Source organism: Pseudomonas sp. JY-Q, assembly GCF_001655295.1.
GTDB classification, from domain to species: Bacteria; Pseudomonadota; Gammaproteobacteria; order Pseudomonadales; family Pseudomonadaceae; genus Aquipseudomonas; species Aquipseudomonas alloputida.
Genome location: NZ_CP011525.1, coordinates 5,331,278 through 5,349,978 on the forward strand (window position 1 = coordinate 5,331,278; position 18,701 = coordinate 5,349,978).

General features: G+C 63.5%; 16 protein-coding genes, 1 tRNA gene and 1 pseudogene. 8 read left to right on the plus strand and 10 right to left on the minus strand.

Annotated elements, in window-relative coordinates:
* Positions 1 to 22: 22 nt before the first annotated feature.
* Genes AA098_RS23900 through AA098_RS23910 form a run of 3 tightly spaced genes read right to left on the minus strand, consistent with a single transcriptional unit; the run spans position 23 to position 4,217 of the window.
* Positions 23 to 2,434 carry a DUF3772 domain-containing protein gene (locus tag AA098_RS23900; RefSeq protein WP_064615046.1) on the minus strand — a complete coding sequence of 804 codons (2,412 nt, stop codon included), beginning with the start codon at positions 2,432 to 2,434 and terminating at the stop codon, positions 23 to 25.
* Between the two features lie 56 nt (positions 2,435 to 2,490).
* The gene (gene ada, locus AA098_RS23905) at positions 2,491 to 3,543 is read right to left on the minus strand and encodes a bifunctional DNA-binding transcriptional regulator/O6-methylguanine-DNA methyltransferase Ada (RefSeq protein WP_060538633.1); all 1,053 of its coding nucleotides are present in this window, start codon (positions 3,541 to 3,543) and stop codon (positions 2,491 to 2,493) included.
* Positions 3,544 to 3,590: 47 nt separating this feature from the next.
* Complete coding sequence (locus AA098_RS23910; RefSeq protein ID WP_003247431.1) at positions 3,591 to 4,217, minus strand: DNA-3-methyladenine glycosylase; 627 nt, start codon at positions 4,215 to 4,217, stop codon at positions 3,591 to 3,593.
* 171 nt (positions 4,218 to 4,388) lie between these two features.
* On the opposite strand from AA098_RS23910, the gene AA098_RS23915 reads away from it, so the two are divergent.
* Together AA098_RS23915 and AA098_RS23920 are read left to right on the plus strand one after the other, a co-directional pair.
* Positions 4,389 to 4,904 carry a sigma-70 family RNA polymerase sigma factor gene (locus AA098_RS23915; RefSeq protein WP_003247432.1) on the plus strand — a complete coding sequence of 172 codons (516 nt, stop codon included), beginning with the start codon at positions 4,389 to 4,391 and terminating at the stop codon, positions 4,902 to 4,904.
* The gene (locus AA098_RS23920) at positions 4,891 to 5,847 is read left to right on the plus strand and encodes a FecR domain-containing protein (RefSeq protein WP_064615047.1); all 957 of its coding nucleotides are present in this window, start codon (positions 4,891 to 4,893) and stop codon (positions 5,845 to 5,847) included. The genes AA098_RS23915 and AA098_RS23920 overlap by 14 nt, the downstream gene beginning before the upstream one ends.
* A gap of 7 nt (positions 5,848 to 5,854) precedes the next feature.
* Here AA098_RS23920 and AA098_RS23925 read toward each other — a convergent pair whose 3' ends face one another.
* The 3 genes from AA098_RS23925 to AA098_RS23930 all read right to left on the minus strand — a co-directional run bounded on the left by AA098_RS23925 (position 5,855) and on the right by AA098_RS23930 (position 8,551).
* Positions 5,855 to 7,012 carry an MFS transporter gene (locus tag AA098_RS23925; RefSeq protein ID WP_019750431.1) on the minus strand — a complete coding sequence of 386 codons (1,158 nt, stop codon included), beginning with the start codon at positions 7,010 to 7,012 and terminating at the stop codon, positions 5,855 to 5,857.
* A gap of 83 nt (positions 7,013 to 7,095) precedes the next feature.
* Entirely contained in the window at positions 7,096 to 7,233 is a 138-nt protein-coding gene (locus AA098_RS29615; protein ID WP_003247435.1) for a hypothetical protein, read from the minus strand.
* A 103-nt stretch (positions 7,234 to 7,336) separates the two neighbouring features.
* Positions 7,337 to 8,551 carry an MFS transporter gene (locus tag AA098_RS23930; protein WP_003247436.1) on the minus strand — a complete coding sequence of 405 codons (1,215 nt, stop codon included), beginning with the start codon at positions 8,549 to 8,551 and terminating at the stop codon, positions 7,337 to 7,339.
* Between the two features lie 193 nt (positions 8,552 to 8,744).
* Between AA098_RS23930 and AA098_RS23935 the strand changes: the two genes are divergently transcribed.
* Both AA098_RS23935 and AA098_RS23940 read left to right on the plus strand, forming a co-directional pair.
* Entirely contained in the window at positions 8,745 to 9,668 is a 924-nt protein-coding gene (locus AA098_RS23935; RefSeq protein ID WP_054888541.1) for a FecR domain-containing protein, read from the plus strand.
* Positions 9,669 to 9,763: 95 nt separating this feature from the next.
* Positions 9,764 to 9,840, plus strand: a tRNA-Met gene (locus AA098_RS23940).
* A gap of 130 nt (positions 9,841 to 9,970) precedes the next feature.
* Here AA098_RS23940 and AA098_RS23945 read toward each other — a convergent pair.
* On the minus strand, positions 9,971 to 10,585 hold the full coding sequence (locus AA098_RS23945) for a LysE family translocator (protein WP_004575706.1): 615 nt from the start codon (positions 10,583 to 10,585) through the stop codon (positions 9,971 to 9,973).
* 227 nt (positions 10,586 to 10,812) lie between these two features.
* Here AA098_RS23945 and AA098_RS23950 point away from each other — a divergent pair.
* A pseudogene (locus tag AA098_RS23950) lies at positions 10,813 to 11,730 on the plus strand (LysR substrate-binding domain-containing protein).
* Here the strand turns inward: AA098_RS23950 and AA098_RS23955 are convergent.
* The 3 genes from AA098_RS23955 to AA098_RS23965 form a co-directional block, all read right to left on the minus strand.
* Entirely contained in the window at positions 11,670 to 12,245 is a 576-nt protein-coding gene (locus AA098_RS23955; protein ID WP_033725220.1) for a D-Ala-D-Ala carboxypeptidase family metallohydrolase, read from the minus strand. The pseudogene AA098_RS23950 and the gene AA098_RS23955 sit on opposite strands and share 61 nt — an antisense overlap.
* 138 nt (positions 12,246 to 12,383) lie before the next feature.
* The gene (gene rimI / locus AA098_RS23960) at positions 12,384 to 12,839 is read right to left on the minus strand and encodes a ribosomal protein S18-alanine N-acetyltransferase (protein ID WP_003247446.1); all 456 of its coding nucleotides are present in this window, start codon (positions 12,837 to 12,839) and stop codon (positions 12,384 to 12,386) included.
* On the minus strand, positions 12,836 to 13,621 hold the full coding sequence (locus AA098_RS23965; protein WP_003247448.1) for a hypothetical protein: 786 nt from the start codon (positions 13,619 to 13,621) through the stop codon (positions 12,836 to 12,838). The genes rimI and AA098_RS23965 overlap by 4 nt, the downstream gene beginning before the upstream one ends.
* Before the next feature lie 238 nt (positions 13,622 to 13,859).
* On the opposite strand from AA098_RS23965, the gene mksB reads away from it, so the two are divergent.
* Genes mksB through mksF form a run of 3 tightly spaced genes read left to right on the plus strand, consistent with a single transcriptional unit; the run spans position 13,860 to position 18,674 of the window.
* A complete protein-coding gene (gene mksB / locus AA098_RS23970; protein ID WP_003247449.1) occupies positions 13,860 to 15,149 on the plus strand; it encodes an Mks condensin complex protein MksB in 1,290 nt (429 codons plus the stop codon).
* Positions 15,139 to 15,846: an Mks condensin complex protein MksE gene (gene mksE / locus AA098_RS23975; RefSeq protein ID WP_003247452.1), complete on the plus strand. Its 708-nt coding sequence runs from the start codon at positions 15,139 to 15,141 to the stop codon at positions 15,844 to 15,846. Before mksB ends, mksE begins: the two co-directional genes overlap by 11 nt.
* A complete protein-coding gene (gene mksF / locus AA098_RS23980) occupies positions 15,843 to 18,674 on the plus strand; it encodes an Mks condensin complex protein MksF (protein ID WP_003247454.1) in 2,832 nt (943 codons plus the stop codon). Before mksE ends, mksF begins: the two co-directional genes overlap by 4 nt.
* Positions 18,675 to 18,701 lie beyond the last annotated feature (27 nt).

The following is an 18,701-nucleotide window of genomic DNA, read 5'->3' on the forward strand; positions in this document are numbered from 1 at the left end:
TGGGGGGCCTTGCCCCCGATGCCTACACCGACTCGTCAGCCGGCCGCGTACCTTCCTGCACCAGCACCATGCTCTGCGGCGAAGACAGTGGAATGCCTTCATCACGCAACCGGCCAAGAATGGTGAACAGCAGGTCGCTGCGGGCTCCCGATACCTGCCGCGGCCCGGCCACATAGCCACTCACACCAATCACCATGCCGCTGGCCGTCAGGTCCTTGAACGACACCGAGGTAGCTGGCGCATCCAGAATCGCCTCATGCTCATGGTAAGCCGCCAGCAGCAGCTCACGCACACGGTTGGCATCGGTCTCCAGCGGCAGTGTCAGGGTAATGCTGACCACGCCCAGCGCGTTGCCCATGGTCACGTTGCGCACGTTCTGCGAGATGAACTGCGAATTGGGCACGATCACCGTGGAACGGTCAGACATCTGGATTTCCGTGGCGCGCACGTTGATGCGGCGGATATCACCCTCGACACCCGCCAGGCTGACCCAGTCGCCGACCTTCACCGGGCGCTCGGTCAGCAGGATCAGGCCGGAAATGAAGTTCTGCACGATCTGCTGCAAACCGAAACCGATACCGACCGACAGGGCACTGACCACCCAGGTCAGGCTGGTGAGGTTGATACGCAAGGTCGACATCACCAGCATGGCCAGGAACAGGAAACCCAGGTAGCCCACCAGGGTCACCAGCGAGGCCCGCATGCCGGCGTCCATCTCGGTTTCCGGCAGCAGGCGGTCGCTCAGCCAGCGCTTGACCACACGGATGGCGAACAGGCCGCCGAGGAAGATGGCCAAGGCCAGCAGGATGTCCTGCGGCACGATGTTCAGGTTACCGAGCAGCTTGCCGCCGGTCCCATCCCAGTCGCCCAGACTCAACAGCAATTCGCTAGGGCTGGTGCCCGACGGCATCAACACCAGCAACAGTGCCAGGAACAGCACGACCGTGCGGCCAATGCCGGCCAGTATGGTACTGGCCTGGGCCTGGTGGCGAGGCGCCAGGCCCAGGGTCGACGCCAGTGCCAGGCCACCGGGCTGGCGGGGTGACAGCAGGGTTTCGCACAGGTCGCCGAAGAAGGTAGTCAGCAAGTAGGCACAGGTGATCACCAGGCTGACCCACAACAGCTTGGCGGTGAGGAAATAGGCGAGTGTCAGGTAGCCGGTGAGCAGTGCCAGCAGGATCAACGTCAGCCAGATGACCATCACGAACGGGATCAGCCCGGCCAGGCCCGTCGGGCGCTCCAGGCCATGCTTGCGCAGGGTGCGGCGGTAACACAGCAGCGCGCCTGCAAAGGTGAGCGCCACCACCAGCGCGGTCAGCCCGTTGACGGCCACCGTCAGCGCCAGGCTGGCGCCGATCACGCTGTTCATGCGCTCCATGGTCATCATGACCATCAGTGCCAGTGCCAGCACCTTCGGGAACCAGCCCAGCGCACTGGCGACTTCGTCGTGGATCGCCGGCAACCGCCAGGACGGACGCTGCAGCATCAGCATGGCGCGGCCCAGGCCTGTGATGAAGGCACTGAACACCACCAGGGTGAGAATGTGATTGGTCAGGCTGGCGATATCCGAACCCAAGCGTGCATTGCTTTCCAGCCCCCAGCGCAGCAACGACACCGAGCCGGCGATGGTGCCCAGGGTTGCCAGGCTAACGCCCAGAGCCAAGGCGCTGCGGCGCAGGCGGCCCTCCGGCAGCCAGTGGACCATGGCACTGGCCAGCAAGCGTTCAAGCACGCGCCGCACCAACGTCCACACCAGAATCGCCGCCACCAGGCTGGCAACGAACAGCCAGCGGTTTTCGGCGCTGAAGGCGCTGCTGATGGCATCGGCCGCCTCGCTGCGCAGGTCACGCAGGCGCGCCACGTCGTCCTGGGTGGGGCGGATGATGCTCTGCCAGAAGGCTGGGCTCAGCGGCGAGGCTGCACGGCTGGTGATTTGCGAGTTGAACTGGCTGCGGCGCAGGTTGACGATTTGCGTGGACAGGTCACGGGCCGACTGGGTCAGCTTGGTGGCCTGATCCTGCTGGGCTACCAGCGCCTTTTTCTCGGCCTCCAGCGCTTTGCGCTGCTGTGTCAGGGTAGCAGCCTCGTCCGGCTGGGCCGGGCCGATGACCTTAAGCTGGTCGTCGAGTTTTCCCACATCGGCAGTGCGCTGTGTACTCAGTGCATCAGCTTGACGCTGAACCTGCATCGCGCCCAGGCGCAGTTGCGACAGCACGTCGTCGTTGGCCTCGCTGGTGACGCCTTGGCGGATCAGGTCCAAGCGGTCACTCAGCTGTTCGAGGCTGGCGTTTTCGTCCAGTGCGGGCGCTTCGGCAGCCGCCAAGTTGGACAATGGCGTGGCCGGGGCCGACCAGGCCGGGCTGACAAGCAACAGCATCAGGGCCAGCAGGGCAATCAGACCTGGGCAATAACGGGCAAGGCTGACACGCCTCATCGAATATTCCTCTTTGCAATTCGATTTGGCGGGGGATTCTACGCGGCTTCGGGCCGTCAGGAGAGTGCCGTTTCTCGCTTCAGCAATTGCTGTTTGCGCTCCACGCCCCAGCGGTAACCGCTGATGTCGCCATCCCGGCGCACTACGCGGTGGCAAGGGATGGCCACGGCAATACGGTTGGCCGCGCAGGCCATGGCTACCGCCCGCACGGCCTTGGGGGCGCCAATGCGCTCGGCGATGTCGGTGTAGCTGACCCGGCTGCCGGCCGGCACCTCACGCAGCGCCTGCCACACTCGCTCCTGAAACGCGGTGCCTTGTACATCCAGCGGCAGGGCCAGGCCCAAGGCGGGCGCTTCGACGAAACCGATCACTTCGGCCACCCTCTGTTCGTAGGCGCTGTCGCCGCCAATCAGGTGGGCCTTGGGGAACTGATCCTGCAACTCGAGCAACAAGCCCTCGGGGTCGTCGCCCAGCAGAATCGCGCAGATACCCTTGTCGCTCTGGGCGACCAATATTGCACCCAGCGAGCACTGCCCAAGGGCGAAGTGAATGGTTGCCCCGGCACCGCCGGCGCGGTATTGCCGGGGGCGCATGCCCAGGCGCTGGTCGGCGCTTTCGTAGAAGCGGCTGTTGGAGTTGTAGCCGGCGTTGTAAATAGCATCGGTGACAGAGTGCTGGCCGTCTTCCAGATGCGCACGCAGGCGCCGGGCCCGGAAGGCTGTGGCGTAGGCCTTGGGGGTGACCCCAGTTTCGGCCTTGAACAGCCGATGCAGGTGGAAGGGGCTGACGGCCAGCTGTGCACTGAGTTGGTCGAGGCTTGGCGCGGGGTCGCTGGTTTCGATCAAGCGGCAGGCGTGGGTAACCAGCTGGCTATGGCGGGTGGCGCTGGCCTTGCTGATACAGCGTTTGCAAGCACGGTAGCCGGCAGCCTCGGCACCCGCGGCAGTGTCGTAGAACTCGACGTTCACGCGCTTGGCCTGGCGTGATTTGCAGCCGGGGTGGCAGTAGACGCCAGTGGTACGTACGGCGTAGACAAAGTGGCCTGTGGCGGCAGCGTCGCGGCTCTCTACGGCTTGCCAGCGTTGGTCGGGGGTGGTGTAGGGGTTCATCTTTGTTTCCCGGATATGTTGTTGCCTGTACGGGCGATGCAAAAACCTCAGGCCCGCCACAGGTACCAGGCCGCCACGGTACGAAACGGCCGCCAGGCGCCGCCCAGCGAACGCATTTGCGCCGGAGTCGGCGCCGTCTCCAGCCCTTTGAGCCGCCGATACCCCTCGCGCACGCCAAAATCGTCCACCGGCAGAATGTCAGAACGCCCCAGGCTATAGATCAGCAGCATCTCCACCGTCCACCGCCCTACCCCACGCAACGCCACCAGGCGTTCGATCAACGCCTCGTCAGCCATGGTTAACGCCTGCTCCCGCGTCGGTACCAAGCCCTCCAGGGTGGCTTGAGCAATGCCCTGGACCGTCACCAGCTTGCTCGCCGAAAAGCCGCAGGCACGCAGGGTTTCCGGGGTTACCGCCAACAACTGCTCAGGCTGCGGAAAATCATCTGCCGGGAACAGTGCCAGCAAACGCCCCAGGATCGCCTCGGCGGCGCGGGCGTGCAGTTGCTGGTAGGCAATCGCCCGCACCAATGCCTCATAAGGCTCACGTCCCGGCGTAGCCTGGTGCAGGCAGGGCCCGATCGCTGCGATATGCCGCGACCAGTCCGGGTCAAGTGCCGCCAGGTGTTGCGTGGCCTCGTGATAGGCCTCAGGCGAAAGGTCGGCCAGCATCATGGCACCTCCATCAAGTCGATTGCAGGTCCAGCTTAGCGCAGCCGTTCATCGGGCAAACGCCGGTTCTTGCGCAGCTAATCTTTGGCATTCCATTGCTCCGCGCCATCTTCCCCGCATAGAATTGAGAACTATTCACAATCGCACACATCACTGGACTGGGCCTTCTCTACGATGCAGATCAACGACACGCTCAAGCCCACCGAGGTCGCTCTGCTCTACCAGTCCCACCATGCCTGGTTGCGTGGCTGGTTACGCAGCCGGGTCGGTTGCAGTGAACATGCCGCAGACCTGGCCCAGGATACCTTCGTGCGGTTGTTGCGCGCCCGCCACGTGTCGCCGCTCAAAGAACCGCGCGCCTACCTCAGCAGCATCGCCCGTGGCTTGATGATCGACCAGTTCCGCCGCCGCGCGCTGGAGCGGGCCTACCAGGAGAGCCTGGCACACCTGCCCGAAGCAGAAGTGCCCAGCGAAGAGGATAAGCTTGTCATCCTCGATAGCCTGGAACGCCTCGACCGCGCCTTGCACCAGTTGAAACCGCGCGTCCGCCAAGCGTTCCTGCTGGCCCAGCTAGACGGTTTGAGCATCGTGCAGGTCGCCCAACGTCTGGAGGTGTCCAGGGCCACCGTTGAGCGCGATCTGGCCAAGGCCCTGGGCGTCTGCTACCGGTTGCGCTATGCCGATGCCTGATGGTACGCCCGCTCAAACGCAAGTCGATCAGGCCATCGACTGGCTGGTAAAGCTGCGTTTCGACACCCCCAGCCCGCGCACCGAGCAGCAGTTTCAACACTGGCTGGCCAGCCACCCACACAACCGCCTGGCCTGGCAGCGGGTCAGTCATCTGGGCGATGAACTGGCCGGGCTGCCCAAGGACCTGAGCCGGCGCACCCTGGACGCTAGCCAGCACCCCAAAGCCAGCCGCAGGGACCACCTGAAGTTACTGGGGCTGTTGGCCGTGGGCGGCAGCCTGGGCTGGGCCGCGCGCGAACCGCTAGGCCTGCCACTGCTGCTGGCCGACACCAGCACCGCCACCGGTGAACGGCGCCAATGGCAAGGCAGTGACGGCAGCCGCATCCAGCTCAACACTGCCAGTGCCATCGACTTGCACTACAGTGCAGACCAACGCCAGCTGAAACTGATCCATGGCGAGGTCAGCCTGGACAGCAACCCCAACGACAACCGCCCATTCCACGTCGCCACCCCTGTCGGCCCGCTGACCACCTTCGATGGCCAGCTGTTGCTGCGCGAAAACAGCCAGGGCCTGCTGCTGTCGGTGCGGCGTGGTGAAGTCACGCTGTTCCCTGCCTCGGCCTCAGCGAGGCAGGTGCTGCCCGGTGAAACTTTGCAAGTCAGCGCCAACGGCAGCATTCAGGCCAGAACACTGCACAACGATCCCTGGGGTTGGACCGAAGGTGTGCTCAGCGTGCAGCAGATGCCGCTTGCCGAGTTTGTCAGCGAACTCGGCCGCTACCGACCGGGCCTGTTGTGCTGCGCTCCAGAAGTGGCGGGCTTGAAGGTTTCCGGCACCTATCAGTTGGCTGACACCGGGCAAATCCTGCAACTGCTCACCCGCAGCCTGCCCGTGCGGGTCGAGTACAGGACGCGCTATTGGGTCAGCATCGGCGCGGCGTAAAGGGATATCACTGCGCCACAGCCCGCATCCGCCCACGGCGCCGGTATGACTGCCTGGCAAAGCACACGAACAGCCCGGCCATCAGGGCCAGCGCCATGGGCAAACCGTGGGGCGCGACATTCATGGCCGCCCCACTGACCAGCGGCCCGACCAGGCTGCCTACGCCCCAGAGCAAGCCCACACTGGCGTTGGCAGTGACCAGGTCCTGGCCCTTGAAGCGCTGCCCGATCAGCACCAGCGCCAAGGTATAGATGCCCCCCGCCACCGCGCCCAGCACCACCAGCAGCGGCCACAGCAGCCAGGTCAGATTCAGCAGCCAAGGCAAACCGATGCCGATCACCATCGCCACCAGCCCGCACGCCAGGTGCAGCCCCGTGCGCTCAACCCGATCGGCCAGCCAGCCCAGCGGCAGCTGGAACAGCATGTCGCCGGCAAACACCACCGTCACCATCAACGCTGCCACGCCAACGGCAAAGCCATGGCTGGTGGCGTACACCGGCAGCAGCGACAGCACCACGGCATCGAAGAACGAGAAGAACAGCACCGCCATGCACAACGCCGGTGCCACACGGAAGAACCCGGCCAGGCCGAAGCTTTTTTCGCCCTCTTCGTGCTCGACATGGTCGTTGGGCACCGTCAGCACAATGCACAGCAACGCCAGCCCATAACAGACCGTGACGACACCCGTGATCCACGGGCTATCGGCGCCCAACACTGCCAGCATGGCCGGGCCCAGCACCTGAAAGCCCGTAAAGCTGGTGGCGTACAAGGCCATGATCTTGCCGCGGTTATGTTCGGGGCACAGTTCGTTGACCCACGACTCGCCGAGGATGATGGCGATCCCCATGCCAAGCCCCAGGCCCAGGCGCAGCAACGCCAGCAGCCACAACGAGCCGAACGCGGACTCGAGCAAGGCGATGCTGACCGTGCACAGGCTGAAACACAGCAGATAGATAGTGCGCCGGGTGAGATGGCGGCAGCAGATGTCGACCAGAAAAGCCGAGAGCATCATGCCGGCGGCAGGGATGGCCGAGATGATGCCGATTTCCAGGGTGCTCGCCCCCGCTTCATGCAGGCGCAACGACACCAGCGGCAAACTGGCCCCCAAACTGAAACCCACGACAGAAACGGCGAACAACAAGCCCGCCAATAAACGCATGTTCATGTACCACTCCTGGCAAACCGAAAAGACGTGCAGAAACAGGCGCGCACGCCGGAACGGCGAGCGACGCGAAAGCGCAGATCAGTTCAGGCGAGGTGTGGCGAGAAGGTGAAGGCAAACAGCACGCTGCGGCGGCGCTTGAGCACCGTGTCACTCGGCCATGCACGACGCAGTGCCTGGAAGGCAGGCTGGCGGGCGTGTGGGAGGGACTGGGTACGGCGCATTGCTTTGGCTACTACGCAGGTGATTGAAAAAAGAGGCGGCACTCTAGCCACCTCCGGGGGGCTCGTCAATTGCCCAGGGGCCTCTGCCAGGCCCCCGGCGCGTTCAGCGTTTACCTGTACTTGGCAGAAACACCGCCAACAACCCGAACAATGGCAGGAACGAGCACAACCCATACACGTATTCGATACCACGCAGGTCCGCTACGTACCCCAACAGCGCAGCACCAATGCCGCCAAAACCGAACATCAGGCCAAAGAAGATCCCGGCAATCATGCCCACGCTGCCCGGCACCAGCTCCTGCGCATACACCACGATCGCAGAAAACGCAGAAGCCAGGATAAAGCCGATCACCACGCTCAGCACCGTGGTCCAGAACAAGTCGGCATACGGCAGCGCCAGCGTGAACGGCGCCACGCCCAGTATTGAAAACCAGATGACTGCCTTGCGCCCGATACGGTCACCGATCGGCCCGCCGAAGAAGGTGCCCGCCGCCACCGCGCCGAGGAACAGGAACAGATGCAGCTGCGAGCTGGCCACCGACACACCGAACTTCTCGATCAGGTAAAAGGTGAAGTAGCTGGTGAAGCTGGCCATGTAGAAGTACTTGGAGAACACCAGCAAGCCCAGCACGATCAGCGCCGCAATTACCCGATTGCGCGAAATGCCGTGGGTGGCCTGAACCGTCTTGCGCGCCTTGGCCTGATTGAGGTGCTCCTTGTACCAACCGCGCAGCATCAGGGTAACGCCGAGGAAGAACAGCCCGGCCAGGCCGAACCAGGCCACATGGGTCTGGCCGAACGGAATGACGATGGCCGCTGCCAGCAGCGGGCCCAGAGCGGAGCCGGTGTTGCCACCGACCTGGAAGGTCGACTGGGCCAGGCCGAAGCGCCCGCCCGAGGCCAGCCGTGCAATACGCGAGGTTTCCGGGTGGAAGGTCGACGAGCCAATGCCCACCAGCGCCGACGCCAGCAGGATCATCGGGAAACTGCCAACGAAGGCCAGCATCACGATCCCCACCAACGTGCACAGGGTGCCTAGCGGCAACAGATTTGGCGTGGGCCGGCGGTCGGTGAAGAAGCCGACCCAAGGCTGCAACAGCGAGGCGGTGATCTGGAACGTGAGCGTGATCATGCCGATCTGGGCGAAGCTCAGGTCGTAGTTGGCCTTGAGCATCGGGTAGATCGCCGGCAGCACCGACTGGATCAGGTCGTTGATCAAATGCGCCAAGGCGCAGAAACCGATGATGCGCATCACCATCGGCGAGGCTTGGCTTGCCGCTGCCGGGGTGGATGCGGTGGAGGCACTACTGGTGGCCATTTGCCTGAATCTCCGTCCTCTGGTTTGGGATCCGATTATCAGGAATCAAATAGATACATAGCTACCTTTTTTATCCCCCTGTCGCCACGCACTTGAAAATGGTTCTCAATATAATTAGCATCCTCTGCCAATGACCCCTGTCATCGTTAGGCCAAACGGCCCCTATCGTGAGCAGACCGCCCCCATGAGCCCGATGTCCGCCAAGCAGCTGCAGCCCGACCCACAACAGGAAGCGTTGGCGTGGTTTTCGTTGCTGCGCCAGCCCGGTTGCGACGAAACCCAGCGCCAGGCATTTGCAGCCTGGTGCCAGGTACAAGAGAACGCCCACGCCTACGCCGAGCTGGAGACGTTCTGGCAACAGCTGCAACCCGCACCTGCCCGCCCTCACCCACGGCATGTCACTGTCCGTCGCAGTCACCTGGGTAAAGGGTTGGCGCTTGTGTTCTTGCTAGGGTTAGGCGCTGCTGCTTACCTGTACTGGCCGCTGATACAGCGTCTGGCCAGCGAGCTGCACACCGATGTGGGAGAGCGCCGCAGCATACGCTTGGCGGATGGCACGACATTGAACCTGGACAGCGCCAGCGCGATGAACGTCGACCTGCGCGGCCGCACCCGCCAACTGCACCTGGTGCAGGGCCAGGTGCATATGGAAGTCGTGCTCGACGGGCGGGCCATGGACGTGGAAGTGGGCAACGCACGCATCCAGGTATACGGCACTCGCTTGCAGATAGCCCGCCATGCAGGGCGTGACGAACTCGTGGTATTCAGTGGCAAGGCCATGGTCACCCAGGGGGGTGAGCAGCGAATGGTCTCGGCAGGTGAGCGGGTAACCTTCGATGACACACGCATCGACCCGGTGCGTAAGGCTGATCTGAAAACCGCTGACAGTTGGCGCAACGGCCGCCTTAAAGCCACAGACATGCCATTGAGGCAGGTGCTGGAGCGCCTTGCCGGTTACCAAGGGCAGCGTCTGTGGATGATGGATGAACAAGTGGCTCATCGCCGTGTAAGCGGCCACTTCAACCTCGACCGGCCTGACCAAAGCCTGCAATCCCTGGCTGCAGCCCAGCAGTTGCAGTTGCTGGGCGTGCTCGGGCACTGGCTTGTGGTGCGCTGAAACCGGGGCTGGCCGCTAAGTTTTTGAAAGCGTGCAAATTTTTTTTGAAATGAGTGTTGACAGAGGGGGCGTTCAAGAGAATAATGCGCGCCATCGGCTACATAGCTCAGTTGGTTAGAGCATAGCATTCATAATGCTGGGGTCCGGGGTTCAAGTCCCTGTGTAGCCACCAAACAAGACGAAGGGCTTACCGCAAGGTAAGCCCTTTTTCTTTGCCTGCGAAAAAGTTGCTGGTGCCCGCGCGAACCCATCCAGCAGCAGCCGGGCGCCGAATCACAGGGTTCGGCGCTGCTATCGTCGCCTCAACGTATTCCGGTCACCGCCACAGCCAGGCCAAGCCCGATCAATGCCAGACCAATGGCCCGGTCCACCAGCACTTGCCGTTCGATCATCGCCTTGCGCAATGCCGTGCTGGAAAAAAATACCGCCACCAGGCTGAACCATAGCCAATGGGCAACGGACATGAACGCACCGTAGGCGAAGTTCAGCGTCAGCGGGCTGCCAGGCTGTACCACCTGGGTGAAGGCACTGATGACAAACAACAGGGTCTTGGGGTTGAGGGCGTTGGTCAAAAAGCCGGTGCGCAGCGCTTGCAGTACGCTGGCAGCAGACTGGCCAACCCCGTCCAGGCTGATGCGTCGGGTGTTGGTCAATGACTTGTACCCGAGGTAGATCAGGTAGCCCGCACCCAGCACTTTCATGACGAGGAACAGCGCCGGGCTCTGGCTGATGATTACGGCAATGCCCAACACCGTGTACAACACATGCACCTGCACCCCCAGTGCGATACCTATGGCGGCCGCCAGCCCGGCCTTGCGGCCCTGCGCATAACTGCTGCGGGTGACCATGGCGAAATCGGCGCCAGGGCTGATGACGGCGAGCAGGGTAAACAGGGCGACGGCGATGAGTTCGGTCATGCTGATGGCTCTCGATAGGCGATGGAAATGCACAGACCGCCGATTATCGAGCGCTTACAGATGCGGAAAAATCGATTTATGCTGAGATGAATCTGATAGTTTTGCTCACAGATACGTACAGCCTGCCTTGGCCTCTTCGCGGCTAAACCCGCTCCTACAGGGAACTATGTGGCCATGTAGCAGCGGGTTTACCCGCGAAGAGGCCGGCACAGCTGAGCAGGGAAATCATGAAACTGCCGCCACTCAACGCCTTCCGCTACTTCGACATTGCCGCCCAGACCGAGAGCTTCGTGCGCGCCGCCGAGCACTTGCACGTCACTCACGGCGCGGTCAGCCGCCAAATACGCCTGCTGGAAGAAAGCCTTGGCGTGGAACTGTTCGAACGGCGCAACAGGGCCATTTTCCTCACCCCTGCCGGGCGCGCCCTGCATGGCACCACCCAGGCGATCTTCGAGCAGCTGGAAGGCGCCGTGCAGCGTTTGCAGCACCAGGTCCGCGACAATGTGCTTGTGCTGTCCTGCGAACCGACCATCGCCATGCGCTGGCTGATCCCGCGCCTGCCGCGCTTCCATGCCACCCATCCCGACCTGCAGTTACACCTGGTGGCTGCCGGCGGGCCGCTGGACTTCGCCCGCAGTGGGGTCGACATGGCCATCCGCCGTGACGACTTCCACTGGAATAACCAGCTGTTCAACCAGAAGGTCTGCGATGAATGGATCGGCCCGGTGTGCCACCCCGCCGCCAGCGCCAGACTCGATGGCCAACGGCTGCTGCACAGCACCACACGCCCTGCTGCCTGGCCCACCTGACTGCGCCTGAGCGGCCAACAGGCGCGGCACTGCGAACGCAGCGACTACGAGCATTTCTACCTGTCGATCCAGGCCGCCAACGCCGGCCTGGGCCTGGCCATGGCCTCAGCCCTGATGGTGTGCGACGAACTCGACAGCGGGCAGTTGCAGGCGCCGTACGGTTTTGTGCGCGATGGCTCGGCCTACCACCTGCTTAGCCCACAGCCTCTGGCCGACAGCAGCAAGTGCCAGCGCTTCGCAGAGTGGCTAATGGACGAATGCCGGGGTTGCCTGGCTCATTTGGGTTTGACGCAGAACGACGACCCCGCACTGCCATCGCCGCCCCAGGTGCGATAGCCGGCGGTATCCACATGAATGCGGCCTGATGGGTAGCGGCCCAGGCCCATGTTCCAGGCTTGGCCGTGCTGCTGCCAGAAACGGCACAGCGGATTGGGGTCGGCCCAGGCCGGCAGCAGTATATCGACGGCGAACGCGCGGGTATGCGCACTGTTGGCTGCCCCGCCCGCACAGGCGTTCAGGCGCGGCTCACGGTAAGCCGAAACCACCTCGAACTGGCGCAGGATGCCTTGATCGTCGAGTGCCCTGATCAACGCGAGGGTCGAGCGTACAGCCGCCCAATTGCCGGGGGGCGGTACAGCGAAAGGCGATGCGTGGCACAGTTTCCAGTCCGAAGCCGAGCGCAGCAACTGGTGAATTGGCACTACACCGTAAAGCCGGGCATCTACCAGCATTTCGCGGAAAGGGCGGGTTTGATGATCACCCGCCCACTGGGCGAACATCCACACGTCGCGCTCGTCAGCGTGGGCAACGCTCGCTAAACACAGGCCCGCTGCCAAAAGCAGTTTTCTCATTCTTTATCCGTCCCTGCTGAGAACAAAGCCTGCACTCCCACCGGAACTCATACTAGTTCAACGTGCAACCGTTACTGCAGCGTCAGCGGGTGGCCGAAGCAGAGGGGTGCCTGCGTGACGGGGTAAGCCGCTGGAAAGTCAGTCTTCGAACAGGGTACAGGCCATCACCAGGGCGTCTTCACGGCCGCCGGCGACCGGATAATAGTCGCGGCGGCGGCCAATTTCGTTGAACCCGTAACGTTCGTATAAACGATAGGCCGACTGGTTGCTGGCGCGTACTTCCAGGAAGCATTCGCGGCCATTGAGCTGATAGGCCCGGGCCATCAGGTGTTCGAGCAGGCGCAGGCCCAGGCCGCAACCTTGGTTTTCCGGTTTTACGGTGATGTTGAGCAGGTGCGCTTCATCGATGATCACATTGATCACACCATGGCCCACTTGCTGCTGGCCATCGAACATCAGCCAGACTTCGTACGACTTGAGCGCATCCTGAAAGATTCCACGGGTCCAGGGATGACTGAATGCGGCATATTCGATCTTAAGTACGGCATCCAGATCCGCCTCGGTCATCGGGCGGAAGCTGATCGAGTCACTCATTCAACGCTCTTCCAGCGCGCCATCAGCTGGCGCATGGCTTTCCAGACGTCCGCCTTGCGCTGCGGCTCGTCCATCAACAGTTCAAGGCCCGGCAATGCCCAGGCGTCGCCCAGGCTGTCGAGCGTCAGGGTTTGGTAATAGGCGTCGGCGTCGACATTGGCGGCAAAACGCAGTGCCGGCAGGCCGACCAGCCACAGACAGGTACACGGGGCGTCTTCCAGGCGCGCCTGAACGAAGCCCTGGACGAAATCGCGCGCAGCCTCCGGCCCCTGGTCCATGTTGCCGCGCACCAACAGTGGCCAGCGTACCGGCTCGCCGATGATCTGCGGGGCGTCGGGCAGGCCGGCGGCGCGCAGCATGTCCTTGAGCAGCAGATAGGACGGATCGCGGCTCTGGAAGGGCTGACCGGTGGCCAGTTCAACCAGCAGCAGGCAACTGCCGGCGCGCAACAACTGCAGCGAGAAGCGCGGTGGCGGCACCGGTGCCGGGCGCGGAGCAGCGGGCTGCTCTTGTGCCTCGGCAGGCTTGACGGCGGGTTTTGCCACACTGCCCGGGCGTGGGATCTCGATTTTCGGCCGCTCGCCGGAGCGGGCCTGGGGGGTGACAGGCGCTTCGTTGGTTACCGATGCCGGCCTGACCTCGAAATCGATGTCCTCGACTGGCACAACCGGCAGCAGCAGCTCGGGCCGCGACGGTGCGGCGAACGGCAGCTCGGCGCGCGGCAGCCAGTGCACCACTTGCATGGCGGAAAGGTAGGCGCGGCGACGGGGTTCGGTCAGCAAGGGGCGGATATCCGAGGGGGTGAAGGCAATTGGGCATTCTAACGTGTACGCCGTGGTTTTTGCAGCGCCTATCAGACCGAGCGCCGCGCGGGCGGCGCTCGATCTCACGAGTGCCACTAGAACAACGACATATACCCACAAACCTAAAGGTTATCTCTCATTACAGACCAAGGGGTAAAAACCACCCCCGCGAATGCAGTACAATCGCCCCCTTTTTCTTGGCAACGAGTCGAAGCCAATGATCGAACCCAAGCGCGTCCTGCGCGCCCTAGCCGAACACTGGGCCCTGATCGAGCCGCTGTGCGAGCGTTTCGACCAGGGCACCCTGAGCCTGGTCGAACTGCGCCAGCATGTGGCCCGCCAGCAGCTCGAAAGCACCCCGCAGGACATCACCCAGCTACTCGACGTGTGGATCCGCCTGGATATCCTGGTCCCAGTGGCCAAGAGCCCGAACCGTTTCGAGCTCAACGCGCAGATCCACGACTTCCTCGCCTACCTGCGCCGCGAACACCGGCTGGGCCTGTGTCTGGAGATCGAAGCCTACTTGCGCCACCTGGAGCGCCTGGCCGGGCACATCCAGGATGCCTTCGACAACCGCGACAGCGACGACCTGGCACGCCAGTTGCGCCTGCTCGACATGCGTGTGCGCGATGTGCTGAAAAAGCTCGACAACGACGAGCAGGCACTGGTGGCCGTGGCCGAACGGGCCAAGACTAGCAACCGCCAGATTCCGCTGCGCCAGCGTTATGCCGAAGTGCTGGCCACCTGGGACGAATACGTCGAGCCGATGATCCAGCTGGTCAACGCCGACGGCGCCTTCGAACAGGGTGTACGCAAGGTCGAGACCGTGCTGCTGAAACTGCTGGGCGAACAGGCGCGCCTGGGCCACCTGGTCGACGACGACATGCTGCTGCGCACCCACGCGCGCATTCTGGAAATGCAGACCAGCGCCCAGTTGACCCTGCGCCACGCCCGCGAACTGCTGCTGCCGCTGCGCGAAGAAGCCCGCCGCCACAACGCCGTGACCCGCGGCGCTGCACTGGCCCTGTCGGTGATCCGGCGCAAGGGCATCGATGCCGTGCCGCAGGCGGCCATGCCGATGTTCACCCGCCCGCAAAGCACCTTCCTTGGCAGTGCCAGCCAGGTCGAGGCCTACGTTTACGCACTGGCCCGCTTCGAGCCCAAACCGGCGCGCTTCCCCAAAGCCCACAAGACCCAGTCCGGCGCCCTGCCCCGTGCCCCGCGCACGGTCAAGGAAATGGCCGAACGCTGCGAACAGGCCCTGCCACTGCCCGACTTGATGGTCTGGCTGCTGGAGCAGGAGCCCGAAGGCGCCACCGACGAGCTGCTGTACTGGTTCTCGCGCCTGTCGCGGGAAAAGCGCTTCAAGCGCGAACGCCTCGACCGCCGCGAATACACCACTCAGGAACATTTGGTCAGCCTGCATTCGTTCGCCCTGACCTCCAGCCGCGAAGACGCCCCTAGCGCGCCTACCGAACCCAACGCGAGCCCAGCCCATGCATCTTGATCTTTCCGAACTGTCCCAGCTCGCGCCGATCTTCCGCGAGCTGTTCAAAGGCTTCCACGTCAGCCGGCGCGACCCTGAGCTGTACGCCCAGCTGTCGAACTTCCAGGACCAGTACCGCACCCTGTTCAAGGCCCTGGGCTTCGAGCTGGTGTGCGATACCCGTGGCTTCTATTACTTCGTGCCCGACATGACCGCCGCGCAGGTCAACAAGACCGCGCAGCGCCTGTCGCTGTTCACCTTCATCCTGGTCGAGCACCTTGCTGACCAGGGCCGCGACCCGATGGCCGTGCTCGATGGCGGCAGCATCGGTCGCGACGAACTGCCCTCGCTGCTGGACAAGTACCGCGACCTGTTCCTGCAGGCCGAAGTGCAGACCGTGGACGAGCTGGAAGAAAAAATCCTGCGGCGCATGACCCAGCTCGGCTTCGCCCATGAGGAAGGCGGCATCTACCGCTTCCTGCCGCCCATGCACCGCTTCCTCGATGTGTGCCTTTCGGTGCAGCAGGACCGCGACCTGGCCGCCACCCTGCACAGCGCCCTGCCGCTGCCGACCCCGGTACTGGTCGAGGAAGAAAGCGCCGAAGAACTCAACCGTACCGACGACCCGCTCGACCTCACGCCTTTCCAGGGCGAGGAAAGCGAAGAGGACGCCCTGGCCCGGGCCATCCGCGAAGAGCAACAGGAGATTGACGCATGAGCCAGGAACGCTACGGCATCCGCCGCTTCGCATTGCTCAACACCGCCGGCTACAGCCTTGGCCTGTTCCCGCTGGAGCACCCGCTGTCGGTATACGGCGCCAACAACCTGGGTAAATCGGCTTCGATCAATGCCCTGCAGTTCCCGATCCTGGCACGTATGTCGGACATGAGTTTCGGCAAGTACAGCCTTGAGCAATCGCGCCGCTTCTACTTCGCCAGCGACACGTCGTACATTCTTTGCGAACTGAGCCTGCCCCACGGCACGCACGTGATTGGTGTGGTCGGGCGCGGCCCGGGTGGCGGTTTCGGCCACCAGTTCTTCGCCTACAAGGGCGAACTGGACCTGGCCCACTACCAGAAGAACGACACCTGCCTGCGTCAGAAAGAGCTGTTCACCAACCTTGAACGCCTGGGGATCAAGGCTTACGAACTGAAGCCGGACGAACTGCGCCGGCTGCTGGTGGGCGGACACACTTCGGTGCCGCTGGACCTGACCATGATCCCGCTGCGCTCCACCAGCGAGCAAAGCCTGAAAACCTTCCGCGCGCTGTTCATCAACCTGCTGCACATGCGTGAGATCACCGCCGCCAAGCTCAAGCAGCTGTTCCTCGACGCCTTCGAGCACAGCCTGCGCTCGGGCAGCGTCGACTACATCGCTGCGTGCGAGGAAGCCTTCCGCGACGTACGCCGCATGGAGCAGGACTACAACGCCCTGGTGGCTGCCGGCCCGTTGGTCGAGGCCCTGGCCGGTGGCGTGGCCCAGCGCGACATCCTGCGTGGCAAGCTGCACCGCATTTCGCCTGTGCTCGACACCCTGCTGGGCACCTGGCAGGAATACGCCATGGCGCGCAAGGAAGAGCTGGTCATCCAGTCCGAGCACTACCGTGGCGAGCAGGACCGCCTGCAGAACGACCAGCGCGGCGGCACCCAGGAGCTGATGCGCCTGGAGCGTGAAATTACCGGTATCCAGCGCTGGCTAGGCGAGCTGTCGGTGCTCAAGCACCGCTTTGCGCTGGTCGATGACGTCAAGGTGCTGGAGCAGCAACTGCTGGCAGCCAAAGACGCCCACGACGAGCTGGCCGGCGCCCTGGCCCAGTCACGGCAGTTCAGTGCCGAAGACCTCGACGAGCGCGTACGCGACCTGGAAAAACGCCTGAAGCAGGTCAAGCAGCAGCTGGATCACGCTGACAACAACAGCTATGCCCGCCTGCGCGAGGAGTTCTCGCAGCAGGACGTCGACCGCCTGATGCGCCTGTTCAACGGTGCGCTGTTCAGCCTGCCGCTGGGCGACCGCGGCATCGAGCTGGACGACAGCGACCTGTGGGTAAAATCGCTGGAAGCGGTGCTGGACGGCTTCAAGGGCGAGCGCTTCGAGGCCCCAGGCCTGGCCATCGACCTGACCCACATCGACCCACCGGCCCTGCAGGCCCTGGCCGACCGCGCCGCCCTGCGCGACCAGAAAGAGCGCCTGGAAAAAGAACTCAAGCAGCTCAAGACCCAGCAGGCCGTGGCCGCCGACCGCTCCGCGTCCAAAGCGCAGACCGAAACCCTGTACCAGGAAGTGCTGGACGCGCAGAAGGCGCTGGAAGACTTCCGCCGTAGCCAAACCCTCACCGCCGAAGAGCCCGAGAAGCTGGAACAGCTCTCGCAGCTGGAAGCGGCCCAGGACGAACTCAAGCGCTCCAGCGACGCCTTCACCGAGCGCGTCCAGCAGCTGTCAGCCAAGTTGCAACTGGTCGGCCGTCAGCTCGGCGACCTCGAGTCCAAGCAGCGCACCCTGGAAGACGCCCTGCGCCGTCGCCAGCTGCTGCCGGCCGACCTGCCCTACGGCACGCCATACATGGAAGCCATCGACGACTCGATGGACAACCTGCTGCCGCTGCTCAATGACTACCAGGACAGCTGGCAAGGCCTGCAGCGGGTGGACAACCAGATCGAGGCGCTGTACGCCCAGGTGCGCCTCAAAGGCGTGGCCAAGTTCGACAGCGAAGACGACATGGAACGCCGCCTGCAACTGCTGGTGAACGCCTACGCGCACCGTACCGACGAAGCCCTGACCTTGGCCAAGGCACGCCGCGCTGCGGTCACCGACATCGCCCGAACCCTGCGCAACATCCGCAGCGACTACGACAGCCTTGAGCACCAGCTGGCCCTGTTCAACCGCGAGATCAACAAGCGCCAGGTGTCCAACCTGGAAAGCTTCCGCGTGGTACTGGCGCCGAACAAGGAAGCGCTCAAGCACATCGACCAGATTATCCACAGTGCCGGCCAGTACGAAGAAGGCGAAACCCTGTCGGTCTTCGACCTGACCCAAAGCGCAGACCAGGACAACAAGAACGAAGAGGCCAAGGAGTACCTGGCACGGCTGGTGGCGGCCAACCACAACCAGCTGGGCCTGAAGGACCTGTTCGAGCTGGCGTTCGAGATCACCAAGGTCAATGGCCAGCCGATCATCCACGCCGACATCGACGGTGCGGCGTCCAACGGCACCACCATGACCATCAAGGCGCTGACCAACATGTACCTGTTGCTGCACCTGATGGACCGTGACCTGGCTGGGCGCATTCGCCTGCCGTACTACCTGGACGAAGCAGCAGACATCGACGAACGCAACCAGGCGGCACTGCTGGAAACCAGCCAGCAACTGGGCTTCGTACCGATCCTGGCGAGTGTGAAACCACAGGTCTCGGCGCACGTTGCGATCGACCTGGAAGGTGGCAGCGGGCCGAACGGCATCTACATCGACGAGGCGGACTGGAAGTTCATCAGCCGGCTGGATGAAGTGAAGGCGGTTGTGCGTGAGGATCAGGCCGAGGAGCTGGCCTGAGATAGCCGGGGCCGCGTTGCGGCCCTT

Coding starts and splice junctions, on each gene's coding strand:
- AA098_RS23900 (WP_064615046.1), bottom strand. CDS start 2,434: ATGAGGCGTGTCAGCCTTGCCCGTTATTGCCCAGGTCTGATTGCCCTG.
- ada (WP_060538633.1), bottom strand. CDS start 3,543: ATGAACCCCTACACCACCCCCGACCAACGCTGGCAAGCCGTAGAGAGC.
- AA098_RS23910 (WP_003247431.1), bottom strand. CDS start 4,217: ATGATGCTGGCCGACCTTTCGCCTGAGGCCTATCACGAGGCCACGCAA.
- AA098_RS23915 (WP_003247432.1), top strand. CDS start 4,389: ATGCAGATCAACGACACGCTCAAGCCCACCGAGGTCGCTCTGCTCTAC.
- AA098_RS23920 (WP_064615047.1), top strand. CDS start 4,891: ATGCCGATGCCTGATGGTACGCCCGCTCAAACGCAAGTCGATCAGGCC.
- AA098_RS23925 (WP_019750431.1), bottom strand. CDS start 7,012: ATGAACATGCGTTTATTGGCGGGCTTGTTGTTCGCCGTTTCTGTCGTG.
- AA098_RS29615 (WP_003247435.1), bottom strand. CDS start 7,233: ATGCGCCGTACCCAGTCCCTCCCACACGCCCGCCAGCCTGCCTTCCAG.
- AA098_RS23930 (WP_003247436.1), bottom strand. CDS start 8,551: ATGGCCACCAGTAGTGCCTCCACCGCATCCACCCCGGCAGCGGCAAGC.
- AA098_RS23935 (WP_054888541.1), top strand. CDS start 8,745: ATGTCCGCCAAGCAGCTGCAGCCCGACCCACAACAGGAAGCGTTGGCG.
- AA098_RS23945 (WP_004575706.1), bottom strand. CDS start 10,585: ATGACCGAACTCATCGCCGTCGCCCTGTTTACCCTGCTCGCCGTCATC.
- AA098_RS23955 (WP_033725220.1), bottom strand. CDS start 12,245: ATGAGAAAACTGCTTTTGGCAGCGGGCCTGTGTTTAGCGAGCGTTGCC.
- rimI (WP_003247446.1), bottom strand. CDS start 12,839: ATGAGTGACTCGATCAGCTTCCGCCCGATGACCGAGGCGGATCTGGAT.
- mksB (WP_003247449.1), top strand. CDS start 13,860: ATGATCGAACCCAAGCGCGTCCTGCGCGCCCTAGCCGAACACTGGGCC.
- mksE (WP_003247452.1), top strand. CDS start 15,139: ATGCATCTTGATCTTTCCGAACTGTCCCAGCTCGCGCCGATCTTCCGC.
- mksF (WP_003247454.1), top strand. CDS start 15,843: ATGAGCCAGGAACGCTACGGCATCCGCCGCTTCGCATTGCTCAACACC.